This window comes from Paracidovorax konjaci (genome assembly GCF_900112675.1).
Classification (GTDB): Bacteria; Pseudomonadota; Gammaproteobacteria; order Burkholderiales; family Burkholderiaceae_C; genus Paracidovorax; species Paracidovorax konjaci.
In genome coordinates this window covers 1-15,669 of sequence record NZ_FOMQ01000029.1, presented here as the reverse complement: position 1 = coordinate 15,669, position 15,669 = coordinate 1, and the positions used below count along the sequence as shown (strand labels likewise).

14 protein-coding genes and 1 pseudogene are annotated in these 15,669 nt (G+C 66.6%); 3 read left to right on the top strand and 12 right to left on the bottom strand.

The window, feature by feature from the left end; translation table 11 throughout:
• From BM144_RS22340 to BM144_RS22330, 3 genes are all read right to left on the bottom strand, one after another.
• On the bottom strand, positions 1-1,335 hold a 1,335-nt coding region (locus BM144_RS22340), incomplete at its 3' end, for an NAD-dependent succinate-semialdehyde dehydrogenase (RefSeq protein WP_092957930.1).
• Positions 1,336-1,432: 97 nt separating this feature from the next.
• Positions 1,433-2,962 carry a UxaA family hydrolase gene (locus BM144_RS22335; protein ID WP_092957927.1) on the bottom strand — a complete coding sequence of 510 codons (1,530 nt, stop codon included), beginning with the start codon at positions 2,960-2,962 and terminating at the stop codon, positions 1,433-1,435.
• A 157-nt stretch (positions 2,963-3,119) separates the two neighbouring features.
• Positions 3,120-4,118, bottom strand: a complete 999-nt coding sequence (locus BM144_RS22330; protein ID WP_092957924.1) for a Bug family tripartite tricarboxylate transporter substrate binding protein — start codon at positions 4,116-4,118, stop codon at positions 3,120-3,122.
• A gap of 117 nt (positions 4,119-4,235) precedes the next feature.
• On the opposite strand from BM144_RS22330, the gene BM144_RS22325 reads away from it, so the two are divergent.
• Positions 4,236-5,162: a LysR substrate-binding domain-containing protein gene (locus tag BM144_RS22325; protein WP_092957921.1), complete on the top strand. Its 927-nt coding sequence runs from the start codon at positions 4,236-4,238 to the stop codon at positions 5,160-5,162.
• A gap of 488 nt (positions 5,163-5,650) precedes the next feature.
• On the opposite strand, the gene BM144_RS23040 is transcribed toward BM144_RS22325, so the two are convergent.
• The 6 genes from BM144_RS23040 to pdxR form a co-directional block, all read right to left on the bottom strand.
• Positions 5,651-6,301, bottom strand: coding sequence for a hypothetical protein (locus BM144_RS23040; RefSeq protein ID WP_139225815.1), 651 nt, complete (start codon positions 6,299-6,301; stop codon positions 5,651-5,653).
• A complete protein-coding gene (locus BM144_RS23035; RefSeq protein WP_139225814.1) occupies positions 6,302-6,934 on the bottom strand; it encodes a hypothetical protein in 633 nt (210 codons plus the stop codon).
• A gap of 9 nt (positions 6,935-6,943) precedes the next feature.
• Positions 6,944-7,489, bottom strand: a complete 546-nt coding sequence (locus BM144_RS23030; protein WP_139225813.1) for a hypothetical protein — start codon at positions 7,487-7,489, stop codon at positions 6,944-6,946.
• Positions 7,490-7,791: 302 nt separating this feature from the next.
• A complete protein-coding gene (locus BM144_RS22315) occupies positions 7,792-9,222 on the bottom strand; it encodes an MFS transporter (protein WP_092957915.1) in 1,431 nt (476 codons plus the stop codon).
• Positions 9,223-9,300: 78 nt separating this feature from the next.
• On the bottom strand, positions 9,301-9,813 hold the full coding sequence (locus BM144_RS22310; RefSeq protein ID WP_092957912.1) for a GNAT family N-acetyltransferase: 513 nt from the start codon (positions 9,811-9,813) through the stop codon (positions 9,301-9,303).
• 62 nt (positions 9,814-9,875) lie between these two features.
• Positions 9,876-11,480: a MocR-like pyridoxine biosynthesis transcription factor PdxR gene (pdxR, locus tag BM144_RS22305; RefSeq protein WP_092957909.1), complete on the bottom strand. Its 1,605-nt coding sequence runs from the start codon at positions 11,478-11,480 to the stop codon at positions 9,876-9,878.
• Between the two features lie 100 nt (positions 11,481-11,580).
• Here pdxR and BM144_RS22300 point away from each other — a divergent pair, with 100 nt between their 5' ends.
• Together BM144_RS22300 and BM144_RS22295 are read left to right on the top strand one after the other, a co-directional pair.
• On the top strand, positions 11,581-12,210 hold the full coding sequence (locus BM144_RS22300; RefSeq protein ID WP_092957906.1) for an FMN-binding negative transcriptional regulator: 630 nt from the start codon (positions 11,581-11,583) through the stop codon (positions 12,208-12,210).
• A 1-nt stretch (position 12,211) separates the two neighbouring features.
• A complete protein-coding gene (locus BM144_RS22295) occupies positions 12,212-12,616 on the top strand; it encodes an antibiotic biosynthesis monooxygenase family protein (RefSeq protein WP_092957903.1) in 405 nt (134 codons plus the stop codon).
• A gap of 45 nt (positions 12,617-12,661) precedes the next feature.
• On the opposite strand, the gene BM144_RS22290 is transcribed toward BM144_RS22295, so the two are convergent.
• From BM144_RS22290 to BM144_RS23570, 3 genes and pseudogenes are all read right to left on the bottom strand, one after another.
• Positions 12,662-13,705 carry a patatin-like phospholipase family protein gene (locus tag BM144_RS22290; RefSeq protein ID WP_092957900.1) on the bottom strand — a complete coding sequence of 348 codons (1,044 nt, stop codon included), beginning with the start codon at positions 13,703-13,705 and terminating at the stop codon, positions 12,662-12,664.
• Positions 13,706-13,919: 214 nt separating this feature from the next.
• Positions 13,920-15,131, bottom strand: coding sequence for an acyltransferase family protein (locus BM144_RS22285; protein WP_092957897.1), 1,212 nt, complete (start codon positions 15,129-15,131; stop codon positions 13,920-13,922).
• A gap of 412 nt (positions 15,132-15,543) precedes the next feature.
• Positions 15,544-15,669, bottom strand: a pseudogene (locus BM144_RS23570) (tartrate dehydrogenase); the annotation flags it as partial.

Genomic DNA, 15,669 nt, shown 5'->3' with positions numbered 1-15,669 from the left:
CCGCACGTCCTGGCTGTAGAAGTACGCCGCCAGCCCGAAGGGCGTGTCGTTGGCCGCCGCGATCACCTCCGCCTCGCTGCCAAAGCGCGTGAGCGGCGCCACCGGCCCGAAGGTCTCCTCGCACGCGCACGCCATGGTGGCGTCCGCGTTCTCCAGCACCGTGGGCGCGTAGTAGTGCGCGCCCAGCTCGGGCAGCCGCCTGCCGCCCGTGAGCACCCGCGCGCCGCGCGCCACTGCATCTTCCACGTGCCGCTCGATCTTCTCCACCGCCCGCGCGTTGATCATCGGCCCGATCTGCGAGGCCGCATCGCCCGCCGGGCCCACCTTCAGCGCCGCCACGCGGGCCGTGAGCTTGCGTGCGAACTCCTCGTGCACGGCATCGTGCACGAACACCCGGTTCGGGCACACGCAGGTCTGCCCGCCGTTCCTGAACTTGGCGGCCATGAAGCCTTCCACGGCCGCGTCCACGTCGGCGTCCTCGAACACGATGAAGGGCGCGTTGCCGCCCAGCTCCAGCGAGAGCTTCTTGAGCGTGTCGGCGCTGCGCCGCGCCAGGTGCTTGCCCACGGGCGTGGAGCCCGTGAAGGTGATCTTGCGCACGCGGGGGTCGTCCAGCCACGCATCCACCACCCCGGGCGTGTGCTCGCGCGAGGCGGTGACGATGTTGAGCACCCCGGGCGGAATGCCGGCTTCCCCGGCCAGCGCCACCAGCGCCAGCGAGGTGAGCGGCGTGTCCTCCGCGGGCTTGCACACCACGGTGCAGCCGGCGGCCAGCGCCGGGGCGATCTTGCGCGCGATCATCGCGGCGGGAAAGTTCCACGGCGTGATGGCGGCCACCACGCCCACGGGCTCCTTGAGGGCGAACATGCGCCGGCCGGGCACGGGCGCGGGGATGACCTCGCCGTTCATGCGCGTGGCCTGCTCGCCGAACCATTCGATGTAGCTGGCGGCGTAGGCCACCTCGCCGCGGCCCTCGGCGAGGGGCTTGCCCTGCTCCCAGGAGATGAGTGCGCCCAGCGCGTCCTGGCGGGCCATCACGAGGTCGTTCCAGCGCTTGACGAGCGCGGCGCGCTGCTTGGCCGGCACCGCGCGCCAGGAGGCGAAGGCGGCGTGGGCGGCGTCGGTGGCCGCGAGTGCATCGGCGGCGGCGCCGTCGGGCACGTGGGCGATCACGCTGCCCGTGGCCGGGTCGGTGACGGCGAAGGTGGCGCCGCTGGCGGCGTCCTGCCAGCGGCCGGCGATGTGGTGCTGCGAGCGCACCAGGGGCCGGGCGGCGGTGGCCAGGGGGGACTCGGTGGCGGGAGAGGTTGTGGTGGAAGGAGTGGATGCGGTCATATGGGGTCGAATCCGCTGCATGCCGTCGGATCCGTTCAATAGTTTGCTATTAATTTGATAGCGATTGCGTGGGTTGGCCCGGGCACCGTCCGGCGCGCTAGCTCACGATGCCCAGGTGCCACGGCACGAACTCGTGGTCGCCCAGGCCCAGCAGTTCGCTCTTGGTCGCCTCGCCGCTCGCGTGCTGCAGGATCTGCGCGAAGATGCGCTCGCCCATCTCGGGCACCGTCAATTCGCCGTCGAGGATCACGCCGCAGTTGATGTCCATGTCCTCTTCCAGCCGGCGGTACATGGGCGTGTTGCTGGCCAGCTTGATCGTCGGCGCGGGCTTGCTGCCGAACATCGAGCCGCGCCCGGTGGTGAAGCAGATCAGCTGCGCGCCGCTCGCGATCTGGCCCGTGGCGGCCACCGGGTCGTAGCCCGGCGAATCCATGAACACGAAGCCGCTCTCGTCGATGCGCTCGGCATACTCGTACACCGCGCGCAGCGGCGTGGTGCCGCCCTTCATCGCCGAGCCGAGCGACTTCTCGAAGATGTTGGCCAGGCCGCCGGCCTGGTTGCCGTGGCCCACCACGCCGTTGAACTGCGCGTTCTGCCCGGCCGCGTAGCGCTCCCACCACGCGAGCCGGTCCAGCAGCTTCTGGCCCACTTCGGGGCTGATCGCGCGGCGCGTGAGCATGAACTCCACGCCGTGGATTTCCGGCGTCTCCGAGAGGATGGCCGTGCCGCCATGGCGCACCAGCACGTCCATCGCCGCGCCCAGCGCCGGGTTGGCCGTGATGCCCGAAAAGCCGTCCGAGCCGCCGCATTCGAGCCCGATCTTCAGGTGGCTGGCCGGCACCGTGCTGCGCCGCGCCTCGTTGGCCGCGGGCAGCATCGCCTCGATGGCCGCGATGCCCGCGGCGATGGTCGCGCGCGTACCGCCCACGTCCTGCATCACCAGCGTATGCAGCAGCCGGCCGCGCTCCAGGCCCTGCGATTCGACCAGCCCGTCCACCTGGTTGCGCTCGCAACCCAGGCCCACGATCAGCACGCCCGCCAGATTGGGGTGGCGCGCGTAGCCGGCGATGGTGCGGCGCAGCACGTCGAAATGCTCGCTGGGCGAAGACATGCCGCAGCCGCTCGTCTGGGCGAACGCCACCACGCCGTCCACGTGCGGAAAGGCCCGCAGCCGCTCCGGCGTGAAGTGCGCAGCGATCTGCTTGATGACCGTCGCGGAGCAATTCACCGACGAGAGGATGCCGATGAAATTGCGCGTGCCCACGCTGCCGTCCGCGCGCACGTAGCCCTGGAAGGTGGCGCGCTCGGCCTCGGGCACGTAGTGCACGGGCTGCACATCAGCGCCGAAGGCCGGGTCGCGGTAGTAATCGACCAGCTCGATGTTGTGGCTGTGCACATAGTCGCCCGGCTCCAGGTCGCGCGTGGCGACGCCGATCACCGTGTCGTACTTCTTCACCTGCTCGCCCTGCGCGATGCGCCGCGCGGCGATCTTGTGCCCCGGCGGCACCTGCGCGCGCGTGCGCACCCCCAGTTCGGGAATCTCCTGCCCCAGCGCCAGCGCCGCCTTGGCGACGAACACGTTGTCGTTGGGGTGCAGGTGCAGCAGCGGACTGTCAAGGCTGGGCATGCGGGGCTTTCATCGTGGTGTGTTGCGGTTTTCTTGCTCTTGCTCTTGCGTGCGCGTGCCGTACCCGGAACTTCGCGTGGCCCGGGGCCGCCGATACCGGCGCGGCTCCCGGCCAGCAGACGCCGCGGAACCGGCTTCGCCGCGCCTCAGGGGGTTGTCAGGATTTCATCAGTTCGCGCAGCTTCAGCTTGTCGATCAGCACGGTTTCCTTGGCGTACACGGTGTTCACGTATTTCTCGTAATCGGGCCCGTCCAGGTAGAGCAGCGGCGCATCGAGCTTGTCGGCCACGGCCTTGAACTCGGGGCTGGCCACGGCCTGGCGGAAGGCGTCGCGCAGCTTCGCGGCGATGGCCGGGTCCAGGCCCTTGGGTGCGCCGATGCCGTTGGGCGCATCCACCACCACGTCGTAGCCCAGCTCGCGCAGCGTGGGCGTGTCCTTGAAGCGCGCCGTGCGCTGCTCGCCCCAGGTGGCCAGCAGCCGCAGCTTGCCGGCCTCCACGTGCGGCGCCCACGAGCTCGAATCGGCCAGCGCGTCAACGTGGCCGCCCAGCACGCCCTGCAGCGCCTCCGCGCCGCCCTTGAACGGCACGTGGTTCAGGCGGATGCCCGCCACGCTCGCGAATTCCTCCATGCCCACATGGGTGGCTCCGCCCACGCCGGCGTGCGCATAGGTCACCTGGCCCGGGTGGGCCTTGGCGCGCTGCACGAAATCCTTGAGCGTCTTGAACGGCGAATCGGCCGGCACGGCGATGCCGAAGGTCTGGCCCGAGGTGCGGGCGATGTACGTGAAGTCCTTGCGCGGATCGGCCTGCAGCGTGCCCAGTTGCGAGAAGCGCGTGACCGAGATCGGGATCTGCCCGATCGTGTAGCCATCGGGCCGGGCCAGCGCCAGCGCCTTCGATCCGATCATGCCGGAGGCGCCCGCGCGGTTCTCGACCGCGATCGACTGGCCCAGCACGCGGCCGGCCACGCTGCACAGCGTGCGCATCGACTGGTCGGCCGTGCCGCCCGCGGGCCAGGGGCAGATGAAGGTGATGGGGCGGTCCGGATAGGTGCCCTGCGCGAGCAGGCGCGCGGGCGCGGAGGCGAGGGCGAGCGTGGCGGTGCCGAGGGCGCCCAGCACGAGCTGGCGCCGACCGCAGCGTGGGGTCTGCATGGGGAATGTCTCCTGTTTTCTTATGGATCGTTACGGACAGCCGCCATTGTTCAGAAGCGGGCCATGCCGATCCAATGAAAATACGGACTGCCTTCATAACCTGCAAGGAATGAATCCATGGCCCAGATCGACCGCATCCTGCGCTCCAACCTCAAGCTGCGGCACCTGCAGATGCTGGTGGCGCTCGACCAGTTCCGCCACGTGGGGCGTGCGGCGGAGTTCCTGTCCGTCACCCAGCCCGCGGTCTCCAAGACGCTCGCCGAGATCGAACGCATGTTCGGCCTGCCGCTCTTCGAGCGCTCCACGCGCGGCACCGAACCCACGGCCGCGGGCGACAGCGTGGTGCGCTTCGCGCGGTCGGTCCTGGCCGGCTACGAACGCACGCGCGACGAGATCGCTGCCGAAGCCAGCGGCGCGCGCGGCCGCGCCAGCGTGGGCGCCATGGTCGCCGCCACCCCGGTGCTGCTCGCGCAGGCCGTGGAAAGCCTCAAGGCGCGCTCGCCCCACGTGACCGTGCTCATCGAGGAAGGCGACCTCACGCGCCTGCTGCCCAAGCTGCGCCTGGGCGAGCTGGACCTGTTCGTCGGCCGCCTGGAGCCGGGCTACGCCTCGCCCGACCTGGAAACCGAAGCCCTCTACGACGACCCCATGGTCGCCGTCGTGCGCCCCGGCCACCCGCTAACCCGCAAGCGCCAGCCCCGTTGGTCCGACATCGCCGCCCAGCCCTGCGTGCTGCCCCCGCCCTGGGCCTCCCTGCGCGTGAAACTCGAGCAGCAGTTCTTCGCCCACGGCCTGCACCCGCCGGCCGATATCGTCGAATCGGCCTCGTTCCTCTCGCAGATCACCTTCATCCAACAGCGCGGCGCCGTGGCCTTCATGGCCCGCACGGTGGCGCGGCATTGCGCGGCGCAGGGGATGGTGGCGGTGCTGAAGCTGTCCGTGCCGGTGGAACTGCCGCCCGTGGGGATGATCTGGCTGCGGGGGCAGGGGATGACGGCGGTGACGGAAGGGTTGGTGGGGTGTTTGAGGGAGGTGGGGCGGTGAGCGCGGGGTGCCCCCCGGCGGCTGGATTCCGCTGATTTTTCAACGCCCCCGGGGTCCGTTGGTGCCGGGCCCCGTCAATGGGTGGGCACCTGGACCGTCAATTCCACGCTTCCGGGAACCTCTCAAACCCTGATCCCGCTACTCGGCGCTTCATGAATCAGGGAGTTACGACGCGCAAAATTGCAAAATGCGAAGATTATGAAATTTTCTCTAAGGTTTGAAAGAGGTGCGTCTCAAATATAGCCAATATAGGCATGTAAAGAAAAGGCTGTTGGCGATGCTGGTCCACAGCGCGAGATCTAAGCCAATGAACGCATAACCCAGCGCGATCGACCACGGAGCCCAGGCGGCGAGCCACATGAAGAAGATGATGTCGGAGAGGTTTCCTAAAAAACTGTCGGGTAAATAGAATTTTAGGAAGGAAGAACCGAAATATAAAATCCATTCAAGGTATAGATGGGCCATGAAGAAAAGAAAAATCCTGATCTTCACGGCGAAAGGGATTGATTATTTTGAATCAATTGAATGATCGTTTTATGGTCTTTTTTGGGCTTTCCATTATGACAGATTTCCTTGATCCAGAACTCGTATTGTGTTTCGCCTTTGACGATCGTGTCCAATTTCCATAAGCAGGGCGTGTTTTTTTCTGACACGCTGCTCTGCGCAAGTGCGATAGTCGAGGCATTGCCTTGAGCGGATGTGTTGATTGAATCATCAGGGATGCAAATTTGGGGGTTGTCCAATTTGAATCGCCATTTGGTAACCATTATGCGAGTGGCTTCCGTGTCAGTCTGAAGGAAATAAGTCACCCGATTAGCGGACTCTTCTATGATTGCAAGAACTCCGGATTGTTGAGAAATGGATTTTGCCAGATCTCCTTTTGGGTGCTGTTTTTCCGCCCTTGCCTTGTTCCAGTAAATATCTGGAATTTCAATGTACTGCGGTGATACTGTCGAATTCAGGGGCGTTTCGGAGTTTTTGGGAATATCCCATGGAACAGATCTTTGTGAGAGTTCTGCTTGTGCGCATTGTGCCGGCTGGGGAATGCTTTTTTGGTCGATCGCTAGATTGGCAGAGATTGAAGGAAAGGCATAAAAACCGGCAGATGCCAAAATCAATATTTTTATGGTTCTTATCATTTAAAACCAACTCCATCCCCATTCACCTAGGTTGCAATTGGTTGCCTTGGAGATGGGGAGAGATACCGTTCGGCGGGTGGCTGGGTCATGGTAGTAATGCTGACCATAAACCACGAATGCGCCTTGTTGGGTATCTCCGTATTGTTCCAAGATTTGCTCGTTTCCTGCGCGGCTAAAGAATCCTAAGCGTCTGATGTTGAGGATGGAGACGATGTTTCCGAGCTTGTTGTTGTCGACTATGTCAGGATGCATGGTCATGGATGTCCACGGGCTTTTGTATTCTTTTAGATACTTGAATCCGGCGGTGCTTCCACCAAATACGGGTCCATCCGGCTTTTTATAGATTCTGCTTTCGGAAAAAAGATAGTATCTTGGCGCCTCGAAAATAACGTCAGCCGTCATGGATTCATGAACCCAATAGCTTCCCCTCTGTGTGTCGCTCGCTTGATAAACCTGCTCGATGAGGTACTTCGGCATGCCGAGCATGGAAAAAAAGTTGAGTGCGGCATATAAAACAGGACCGTTGATTTCGGCCATGCTGCATGCGCGGCTGAATCCGCTCACCGCATTTGCGCTGAAGGAAAGTAGCATGGTCGAAAGAATTGCCCAGTATCGGAGCTTGAGTTTAAGCACGTCGGCCTCTTAATCTTCAAAGCTGTTTGTATTCACGAATGGCTCGTCTTTGGTACAGGTAGTCCCGCATGGCCAGCCAGAAGTAAAGGGAATATTTCCAGGATGAGAGCCAGGAGGAAGTTGAACGGAGTAGCCTACATAGTAGGGAGTGGTGACGGCTGGCGGGGGTGTTCCATTGCCGAAATAGATTCGGACTGGTGAATTTTGAAGCTCTTCGCTGCCGCCATCATTTTCTTTGATCAAATAAATTCTTACATCGTGCCATTTTCCATCCATCAACTCATTTCTTGGTGTCCAGTTGATGTTGAATCCATGGTTCGGATGAATGCTTCTGCATACCGCGCCAACTTCACTCTCTCTTGGAAGGGCCGCATTTCCGCCAGCTAGGAAAACCGAGTCGTCTCTCAATATATGAATGCCTATGGTGGCATCTGGGAATTCGCTTTGACACGCCCATCCTGAAAAGTTATTCAAGTTGGCATTTTCTACGTGGCCAGTAGCCGAGGCTGTTATTCCGTGCAGTCCCAAGACAAAAACAATTACAGCGGATCGCATCTTCTCCTCCCGTATGAAGGTGCAAAGTATATTCCGCAAAGTCAACAGAGAATTTTATTTTTTGAATTAATTTGAGTTATTTGAAATGTGCCGGGATTAAAATTCTTAACGTGAAATAAGAGAAATATCTTTTTAAAGTGATTGATGTTGGTTTTTTGATAAATTTGATGAAAATCGGCCCCGTTTGCTGGTATCGATTTGTTAAAATTAATAAGGTCACGGTCTGAGATGAGGCGGAAATTCGGGAACTGCGAGAGGCATCTGAGCGGATACGCCGAGATGCGGCCATAAAGTCTTGCTGATCAGTGTCTGTCGGCTCTCATGACGCTCCCCAGCGGCGGCGCAATCTCCTCCAGCGATTTCCGCTCCGCATCCACCGCCCAGCGCCACGTCACCCCCGCCGCCAGCAGCACCAGCGCAGCGCCCAGCAGGTAGCCCGCGAACACGTTCTCGCGGCTGCCGGTCTCGATGAGGGTGCCGAACAGGGCCGGGGCCGCGAAGCCGCCCACGCCGGTGCCCACGGCGTAGAAGAGCGAGATGGCGAGCGCGCGCATCTCCAGCGGGAAGACCTCGCTCACGGTGAGGTAGGCCGAACTGGCCGCCGCCGAGGCCAGGAAGAACACCACCGACCACGCCACCGTCTGCGTGGTGGCATAGAGCCAGCCGTTCACGAAGCCCAGGCCCGTGATCGCCAGCGCGATGCCGGCGAGCGCGTAGGTGGCGGTGATCATCACGCGGCGGCCGATGCGGTCGAACAAGGGGCCCAGCAGCAGCGGCCCCAGCACGTTGCCGGCCGCGAACGGAAAGATGTAGAGGCCGACGCGCGCGGCGTCCACCGCGTAGAAGCGCGTGAGCACCAGCGCGTAGGTGAAGAAGATGGCGTTGTAGAAAAAAGCCTGCGACACCATCAGCGACAGCACCACGGCGCTGCGTTTCGGGTAGCGGCGCAGCAGCACGTGCAGCACCTGCGATGCGGAGGGGAGGGCGCTGCGGGGCGGCTGGGGCGCCGCTGGCGCTGGCGGCGGTAGCGCTGTGCCCTGCACGCGGCGCTCGATGCCGGCGACGATGCGCTCGGCCTCGTCGGCGCGGCCGTGCGATATGAGCCAGCGCGGGCTCTCGGGCACGTGCCGGCGCACCAGCAGCACGGCCACGCCCAGCAGCGCTCCCATGAGGAAGGCGGCGCGCCAGCCGTGCTCGGGGCCCAGCACGCGGGCGTCGAGCAGCACGAGGCTCAACGCGGCGCCCAGGGCCGCCCCGAGCCAGAAGCTGCCGTTGATGGCCAGGTTCACGCGGCCGCGCACGCGGGCCGGAATGAGTTCGTCGATGGCGGAGTTGATGGCGGCGTACTCGCCGCCGATGCCGATGCCCGTGACGAAGCGGCACAGCGCGAAGGCCGCGAAGCTGCTGGTGAAGGCCGTCGCCACGGTGGCGGCCATGTAGACCATGAGGGTCAGCATGAAGAGCCGCTTGCGGCCCAGCGCATCGGCCATGCGGCCGAAGACCAGTGCGCCGAGCACTGCGCCGCCGACGTAGAGCGATGCGGTCCAGCCCACCTGCGACGCGGTCAGGCCCAGCGTGTCCGGGCGTTCCAGCGCGCTGCCCAGCGAGCCCACGATGGTGACCTCCAGGCCGTCGAGCACCCAGGCGATGCCCAGCGCGAACACGACGCGCCAGTGCCAGGCGGACCAGGGCAGCCGGTCGAGGCGGGCGGGGATATCGCTGCCGTGGGACATGCGGGCACCTTAGGGTGCGCGCGCGGCGCCTGCCGTAGGAGGCGGGCGCATATCGGGCCGAAGGCGGGCCGCGCGGGCCTACCGCACGGGCAGGTGTTCCGCCGGCAGGCTGCGCACATCGGCCGCGCCTTCCAGCGATTTGCCCAGGCACACGGCGTCGCCCTGGTCCACGTACCGGCCAAAGGCGGGGATGGGCCGGTAGCCGTGCCGTTCGTAGAAGCCGATGGCGCGATGGTTTGCGCGCCGCGTCTCGAGCCAGATCTCGCGGTAGCCCATCTGCGCGGCCACGGACTCCAGGTAGCCCAGCACGGCCGATCCCGCACCGGGCGCCATGGGCCGGGCATACATGCGCTTGATCTCCGCCACGTCGGCCACGTCGTCCGATACCACGGGCCGCAGCGCGCCACACCCCGCGGGAAGGCCTTCGGCCGTGTGCGCGACGACGAACACGGCACGCGAGCCACGCACGTCATCGGGATCGAACGACGAGGCGCCACTGTCGCCGGTGATGGCGGCGAGCGTGTCGGACAACTGCTGGATGAGAGCGGCGGCGTCCGGTTCGGCCGGGTCCTGGGGGCTGATGTGGAACATGGGGCGGGCTGTCGGTGGGGCTGGAGAGGGGGCAACGGAAGGTGGGAGCGAGTCTGGCAGGTTCAGGGCAGTTTCAGTACCGGGTCGGCACCGATGGGCCCCGCAGACTGCGGCGCCGGCGCGGTGCGCCGGCAGAACGCCGCCACGGTGCGGCCCAGGAGGCGGATGCCCGGCGCGATGTCGTCCACCGGCAGGCTCGCATACCCCACGACCAGCCCTGCGGGCCGCGGCTGCGCGTGCCGCTCCGGAGGCACGAACAGCGGCGAGAGCGGATACACGCCCACACCCTGCCCGCGCGCGGCCTGTGCCAGCGGGGCCTCGTCCTGCGGCCGCAGGAAGGGCAGCCACAGCACCCCGTGCAGGCCCGCCGCGGTGCCGGCGAGTTGCGTGCCCTCGGGCAAGTGGCGCGCGACGGCCTCCGCCAGGGCCTGCCGGCGGCGTTCGTGGGCGCGTCGCGTGCGGCGCACATGGCGTTCATAGGCACCGCTCTCGATGAGCGATGCCAGCACGCGCTGGTCCATGGCGGGCGCATGCCGGTCGGCCAGCCGCTTGGCCTGGCGGAAGACGGGCACCAGCTCGGCCGGCAGCACGAGGTAGCCCAGGCGGACCTGCGGCGACAGCGCCTTGGAGAAGGTGCCGATGTAGACGACGCGGCCTTCGGTGTCGATGGATTGCAGGGCATCGATGGGGCGCTGGCCATAGCGGAACTCGCCGTCGTAGTCGTCCTCGATCACCCACGCATCGTGCCGCTGCGCCCAGGCCAGCAGGGCCCGGCGGCGGCCGATGGGCAGCACGCCGCCCAGCGGGAACTGGTGCGAGGGCGTGACGTAGGCCAGTCGGGCCCGCGGGTCGTCGGGCAGGCGGGCGGTGTCCAGCCCCTGAGCGTCCACGGGCACGGCCAGCAGATGCGCGCCCACCGTCTCGAAGCAGCGCCGCGCCATCAGATAGCCGGGGTCCTCGAAGGCGAAGGCATCGCCCGCGTCCAGCAGCAGACGCGCGCACAGGTCGATGGCCTGCTGGGAGCCCTGCACGACGAGGATCTGCTCCGCATCGCAGGCAATGCCGCGCGCGCGCCGCAGGTAGCCCTGCAGCGCGCGCCGCAGCGCGGGCTCGCCTTCGGGCGGGATGTAGTACAGGCTGGCCTGCGGGCGCAGCAGCTCGGCCTGCCACGCGCGCCGCCAGGCCAGCGCGGGAAAGTCGCGCGAGGCCACCGCGCCATACAGGAAGTCGTAGCGCACGGGCGCCGTGCGCGGCACTGCCGGCAGGCCGGCTTCGGCCACGCGGCGGGCATAGCGCGAGAGGGTGGGCGCGGGCCGGGCCTGTCGGCGCGGGGCGGCACCGGTGGGCGCGTGCGGCGCCGCAGGTATCTGCGGGCTGGCCACGCGGGCCGCGCGCCCGGCCGACGTGACCAGGAAGCCCTCGGCCGCGAGCTGCTCGTAGGCCGCCGTGACCGTGGTGCGCGACACGCCCAGCTCGGCCGCCAGGGCGCGCGTGGAGGGTGCCGGCGCGCCGGGGCCGAGGGTGCCGTCGGCGATCTGGTCGCGCAGCAGGCCGTAGATGCGGCGGCCCGTGCCCGGGGGCGGGTGGGCAGTGGGCGCCGGGGATGGAGCGCTGGATGGCGTGCGCGTGCCGCCTGCCTTGCCGCGCGGGTTGGACAACTGGCCCATCGAAAATCCTCGGAACTGGACCTTCCCATTGTGCCGGTGGTGCGCGAGAGTGCGGGCTTTCTTCCCTCTCTCTTTCTCTCTCTCACGCTGCCGCACGCCGATGTACACCCCCGCCCATTTCGCGGTCACCCGCCCCGAGGAACTCGCCCGCATCGTCCAGGCCCACCCGCTGGGCATGCTCGTCACGCAGGGCGAAGGCGGGCTGGACGCCGACCACATCCCCTTCGAGTTCGATGCCGGCGAAGGGCCGCACGGCGTGCTGCGCGCGCACGTGGCCCGCGCCAACCCGGTCTGGCAGCGCTGCGATGCCGCGGGCGGCATGCCGGTGATGGTGGTGTTCCGCGGGGCCGAGGCCTACATCTCCCCGAGCTGGTACCCCAGCAAGCACGAGGCGCACCGGCAGGTGCCCACCTGGAACTACGAGGTCGTGCACGCCCACGGCACGCTCACCGTGCACGACGACGAGCGCTTCGTGCGCCGCATCGTCGCCCGGCTCACGAAGCGGCACGAGGCTGCGGAGCCCGTGCCCTGGAAGATGGGCGACGCCGCGCCGGGCTTCGTCGATGGGTTGCTGCGCCACATCGTGGGCATCGAGATCGCGGTGACCTCGCTGGTGGGCAAGTCCAAGCTCAGCCAGAACAAGGACCTGCGCGACCGCGCCGGGGCGGCCGACGCGCTGCACGAGCGTGGCCAGGGCGCGCTTGCGCAGGCCATGCGCCGGGCCGGCTGAGATGGCCGGACCGGCCCCGGCCGGCGGCCCCGCGCGCCCCCGGATCACCTCGACCTTCACCTTCATGCCCGGCGCGTACGACGCCGAATTCCACGCGCTGGACGAAGCCATCGCCCGTGTCGCGCGGTCCCTGCCGGGCTACCTGGGCGAGGAAGCGTGGGAAAACCCGTCCACGGGACTGGTGTCGAACGTCTACTACTGGGAATCGCTGGAAGCCTTGCAGGCGCTCATGCAGCACCCCGACCACCTGGCGGCCAAGGCGCGGCAGGCGCAGTGGCTGGCGGGCTACCAGGTCGTGATCGCCGAGGTGATCGCCAGCCATGGCGATGGCCGCATCGCCCATCCCCTCGCGGGCTCGCCCGCGGCAGGTGGGCCGGCGGCGAGCCGTGCGAGCCCGTTGCGCTGAGCATCCCGCGCACCGAGCGGGCCGTGGGGCGACCAGAGAAAGCCCTCAGGGCGCGGGGCAGGAGCCGTCCAGGCCCGCCATGCCGGCCAGCTTCTGCAGGCGCGAGCGCTGCTCCAGGCATGCCGCGTGCTGTGCCTCAGCCGCCTTCTGCTGCGCGAGGCGCGTGGCCTGATCGCGCGCCGCCTGCAATTGCGCGATGCGCTCGCGGATCTGCGGCATGGCGGCCAGCGCGGCTTTTTCGCCCTCCAGGATGGCGCTGGCGCGCTGCGTGAAATCGGCCGCGCCGATGTCCAGCACCTGCGGCCGCACGATCACGTCGGCGCGCGCCAGCTCGGCCTGCCCGAGCTTCTGGCCCATGATCGCGATCGACTGGCCGAGCGTGCCCAGCATGCCGCCGGGCGTCTGGCCGCGTGCCTTGTTGGAGATATCGACGGCGATCACCACGTCCGCGCCCAGCTGGCGCGCCGCATCCACCGGCACGGGGCTCACGACGCCGCCGTCCACGAAATGGTATTTACCGATGGCCACGGGCTGGAACACGCCCGGCACGCTGCTGGAGGCGCGCACCGCCTGGCCCGTGTTGCCGCGCGAGAACACCGTCCGCTCGCCGTCCTCCAGCCGCGTCGCCACGGCCACGAAGGGCTTGGCGAGCCGCTCCAGCGGCTGGCGGCGCACCTGCTCGTTCACGTAGTCCTCGAGCTTCTGCCCCAGCACCAGCCCGCCGGAAGACAGCTGCAGATCGCGGATCTTCGTCTCGTCGAGCGCCACGGCCTTCTCCTGCAGCTCGAACGCGTTCATGCCGCTCGCATACAGCGCACCCACCACGCTGCCCGCGCTGGTGCCCGACACCACCGCCGGCGCGAAGCCGTTGGCCTCCAGCATCTTGATGACGCCGATGTGCGCGAATCCCTTGGCCGCGCCGCCGCCCAGGGCGATGCCGATCTTGATGGCGCCGGGGGGCGCAGGTGTAGCGTTGGGCGTTGAAGGCGCCGCGGTGGCGGTGGGGCTTGCGGGTGGCGTGCTGCCGCAGGCGGCTACTGCTGCGAGGGCCAGGATGCTCAAGGGGCGGAACAAGGCGTTCAGGCGCATGCCGAGAGGGGGTGTTGTGGGGAAGCGGGGGAGTTTAGGGCTGAACGCTGCTGGGGCTTGGGGAGGACGATGAGAAGCCCGTGGCATGCGTTTGGCAACGACACCGCCGAAATTACCGATAGGCATGCCGGCTCTTGTATGGTTCGGGCGGCGCCTGGTCGCTCGACACGATTCAAGAGACACCGCTTCCTGCGCGCGGCGGATGCGCTTGGACTCAGGATGCCGGTACGGCTTTTCTTCGTTGTCGTGGAAGTGCGTGGCGTCTGCCGTTCAGGATCGCACCCACCACAGTGGGCCGCACCATCCAGTGGTAAGTCGCCAGGCTCAGCGCCGTCGTCGCCAGTATGTTGACCGCCATCTTCACGCCTGCGGGCCAAGACAGCCCGAACAGCAGGGCTCCGAAACCGATGGTGAGGGGCAAGTGAATCAAATACACCCAATAGGAGCTGTCCGAGAGGTAGCTCATCGCGGGACTTGGCCGGCCCACGTGGGCCGAGAACACGCCGATGAGCGCAAAGCTCCAGCACCATGCGGTAGCGTTGTACGCCCATGAGAATGCCAGCCGCACCCCTAGCGGCAGCGCATCGCGGGACTCGGCGGGGACTTGTTCCAGCACGATGCCGGAGGCAAGGAACAATGCCAACCCTGATCCGGCGTACCACGACCAGCGCTGAAGGTAATGCGACAACAGCGCTCGACGATGGGCGTACAGCGCCAGCCCAAACGCATAGAACAGCCCGTTGTGCGCCCACTCCGTCCACGGCGGCAGAAAGGCATTCCCGGGCCGCACGAGACCATTGCCGTATTGCGCGCCTATGGCCGCCAAAGCAGCGGCCAGCGCAGCGATGCCCCAGGTGGTACGGCCCATGGAGGCGACCCAGCGCCCCAATGTCGGCCCGATGGCGGGGGCGATGCGATGCAAGATCGCCTGCACCAGGGGCGTAAGAAGGCTGAGCCACAGCAGCAGCCAAAGAAACCACAGGTGCAGCGTGTTCGGTGCTCCCTGCGCCCCCGTCCCGTCGGTGGGCGTCAGTCCGAGGTCCAGGCCCCACGTTCCGCGGGCCATGCGGTGCAGGAAAAGCAATGCCAGTACCGAGCACGCGAGGAACAAGGGCGGCCAGAAAATGGCAAAGGGCAACGCCAGGCGACGCAGCCGGTGCTGCGCGGTGGCCTTCGGCCCGCGCTGGGCGATGAGCAAGGCGACAAAGAAGCCCGCCAGGATGAAGAACACGGGCATGCGGAAGGCATGGATGAAGGCGACCAGTAAGTCAGCCGCAGGCGTCGTTTGGTTGTCGCGCCAGGGCAATAGAGGAGGCCCGGTCATGTGGATCACGGCCACGTGCAGCACGATGCCGAGCCACATCATCGCGGCGCGCAGGTTGTCGAGTGCGTACAGCCGGTGCTGCCTGTCCTGGCCTTCGGTCATTGGTTTGCCTCCCCGTTTTGTGCTTTGGGGCACTCTATCAGGGCCCACGGGGATGGCATGGGCAAAGTTCGACGATCGAGCTGGGCGTAGGCCGCAACGGCAAGACGCAGCGATTGCGGGGCAGCATTCGCATGCCAGTCCGTAGCTTCTGGCTGTCGGCGCACGCTGCGTGCTCGTCACAAACCAAAGTTCATGGGCGCGCTGACTGAGGATCAGTGGCGCTTCCCATCCATCGGCCCGCCCATCCGGCCGTGCCGAGCCGGTGGCCGGCGGGCGGAATGCAAAAAGCCCCGGCACCGCAGGGCTGTGCGGGTGCACACCGTTGCCAGGGTGGCTTGGTGGGCAATTGGAGCATCCAATTGCCTCCATGCCGCCGGATCCATTCAATAGTTTGCTATGAACATAGGAGCAATCACGCCCCGGCGATGGCCGCGGCGATCGCCTCGCCCACCTGCGTGGTGTTCGCCGTGCCGCCCAGGTCCGGCGTGCGCGGGCCGCTCCGGATCACCTCCTCGATGGCCGCCACGATCGCGTCGTG

Bases quoted from the DNA above. Each gene is read 5' to 3' on its own strand.
- BM144_RS22335 (WP_092957927.1), bottom strand. From the start codon at position 2,962: ATGCCCAGCCTTGACAGTCCGCTGCTGCACCTGCACCCCAACGACAAC.
- BM144_RS22330 (WP_092957924.1), bottom strand. From the start codon at position 4,118: ATGCAGACCCCACGCTGCGGTCGGCGCCAGCTCGTGCTGGGCGCCCTC.
- BM144_RS22325 (WP_092957921.1), top strand. From the start codon at position 4,236: ATGGCCCAGATCGACCGCATCCTGCGCTCCAACCTCAAGCTGCGGCAC.
- BM144_RS23040 (WP_139225815.1), bottom strand. From the start codon at position 6,301: ATGATAAGAACCATAAAAATATTGATTTTGGCATCTGCCGGTTTTTAT.
- BM144_RS23030 (WP_139225813.1), bottom strand. From the start codon at position 7,489: ATGCGATCCGCTGTAATTGTTTTTGTCTTGGGACTGCACGGAATAACA.
- BM144_RS22315 (WP_092957915.1), bottom strand. From the start codon at position 9,222: ATGTCCCACGGCAGCGATATCCCCGCCCGCCTCGACCGGCTGCCCTGG.
- BM144_RS22310 (WP_092957912.1), bottom strand. From the start codon at position 9,813: ATGTTCCACATCAGCCCCCAGGACCCGGCCGAACCGGACGCCGCCGCT.
- pdxR (WP_092957909.1), bottom strand. From the start codon at position 11,480: ATGGGCCAGTTGTCCAACCCGCGCGGCAAGGCAGGCGGCACGCGCACG.
- BM144_RS22300 (WP_092957906.1), top strand. From the start codon at position 11,581: ATGTACACCCCCGCCCATTTCGCGGTCACCCGCCCCGAGGAACTCGCC.
- BM144_RS22295 (WP_092957903.1), top strand. From the start codon at position 12,212: ATGGCCGGACCGGCCCCGGCCGGCGGCCCCGCGCGCCCCCGGATCACC.
- BM144_RS22290 (WP_092957900.1), bottom strand. From the start codon at position 13,705: ATGCGCCTGAACGCCTTGTTCCGCCCCTTGAGCATCCTGGCCCTCGCA.
- BM144_RS22285 (WP_092957897.1), bottom strand. From the start codon at position 15,131: ATGACCGAAGGCCAGGACAGGCAGCACCGGCTGTACGCACTCGACAAC.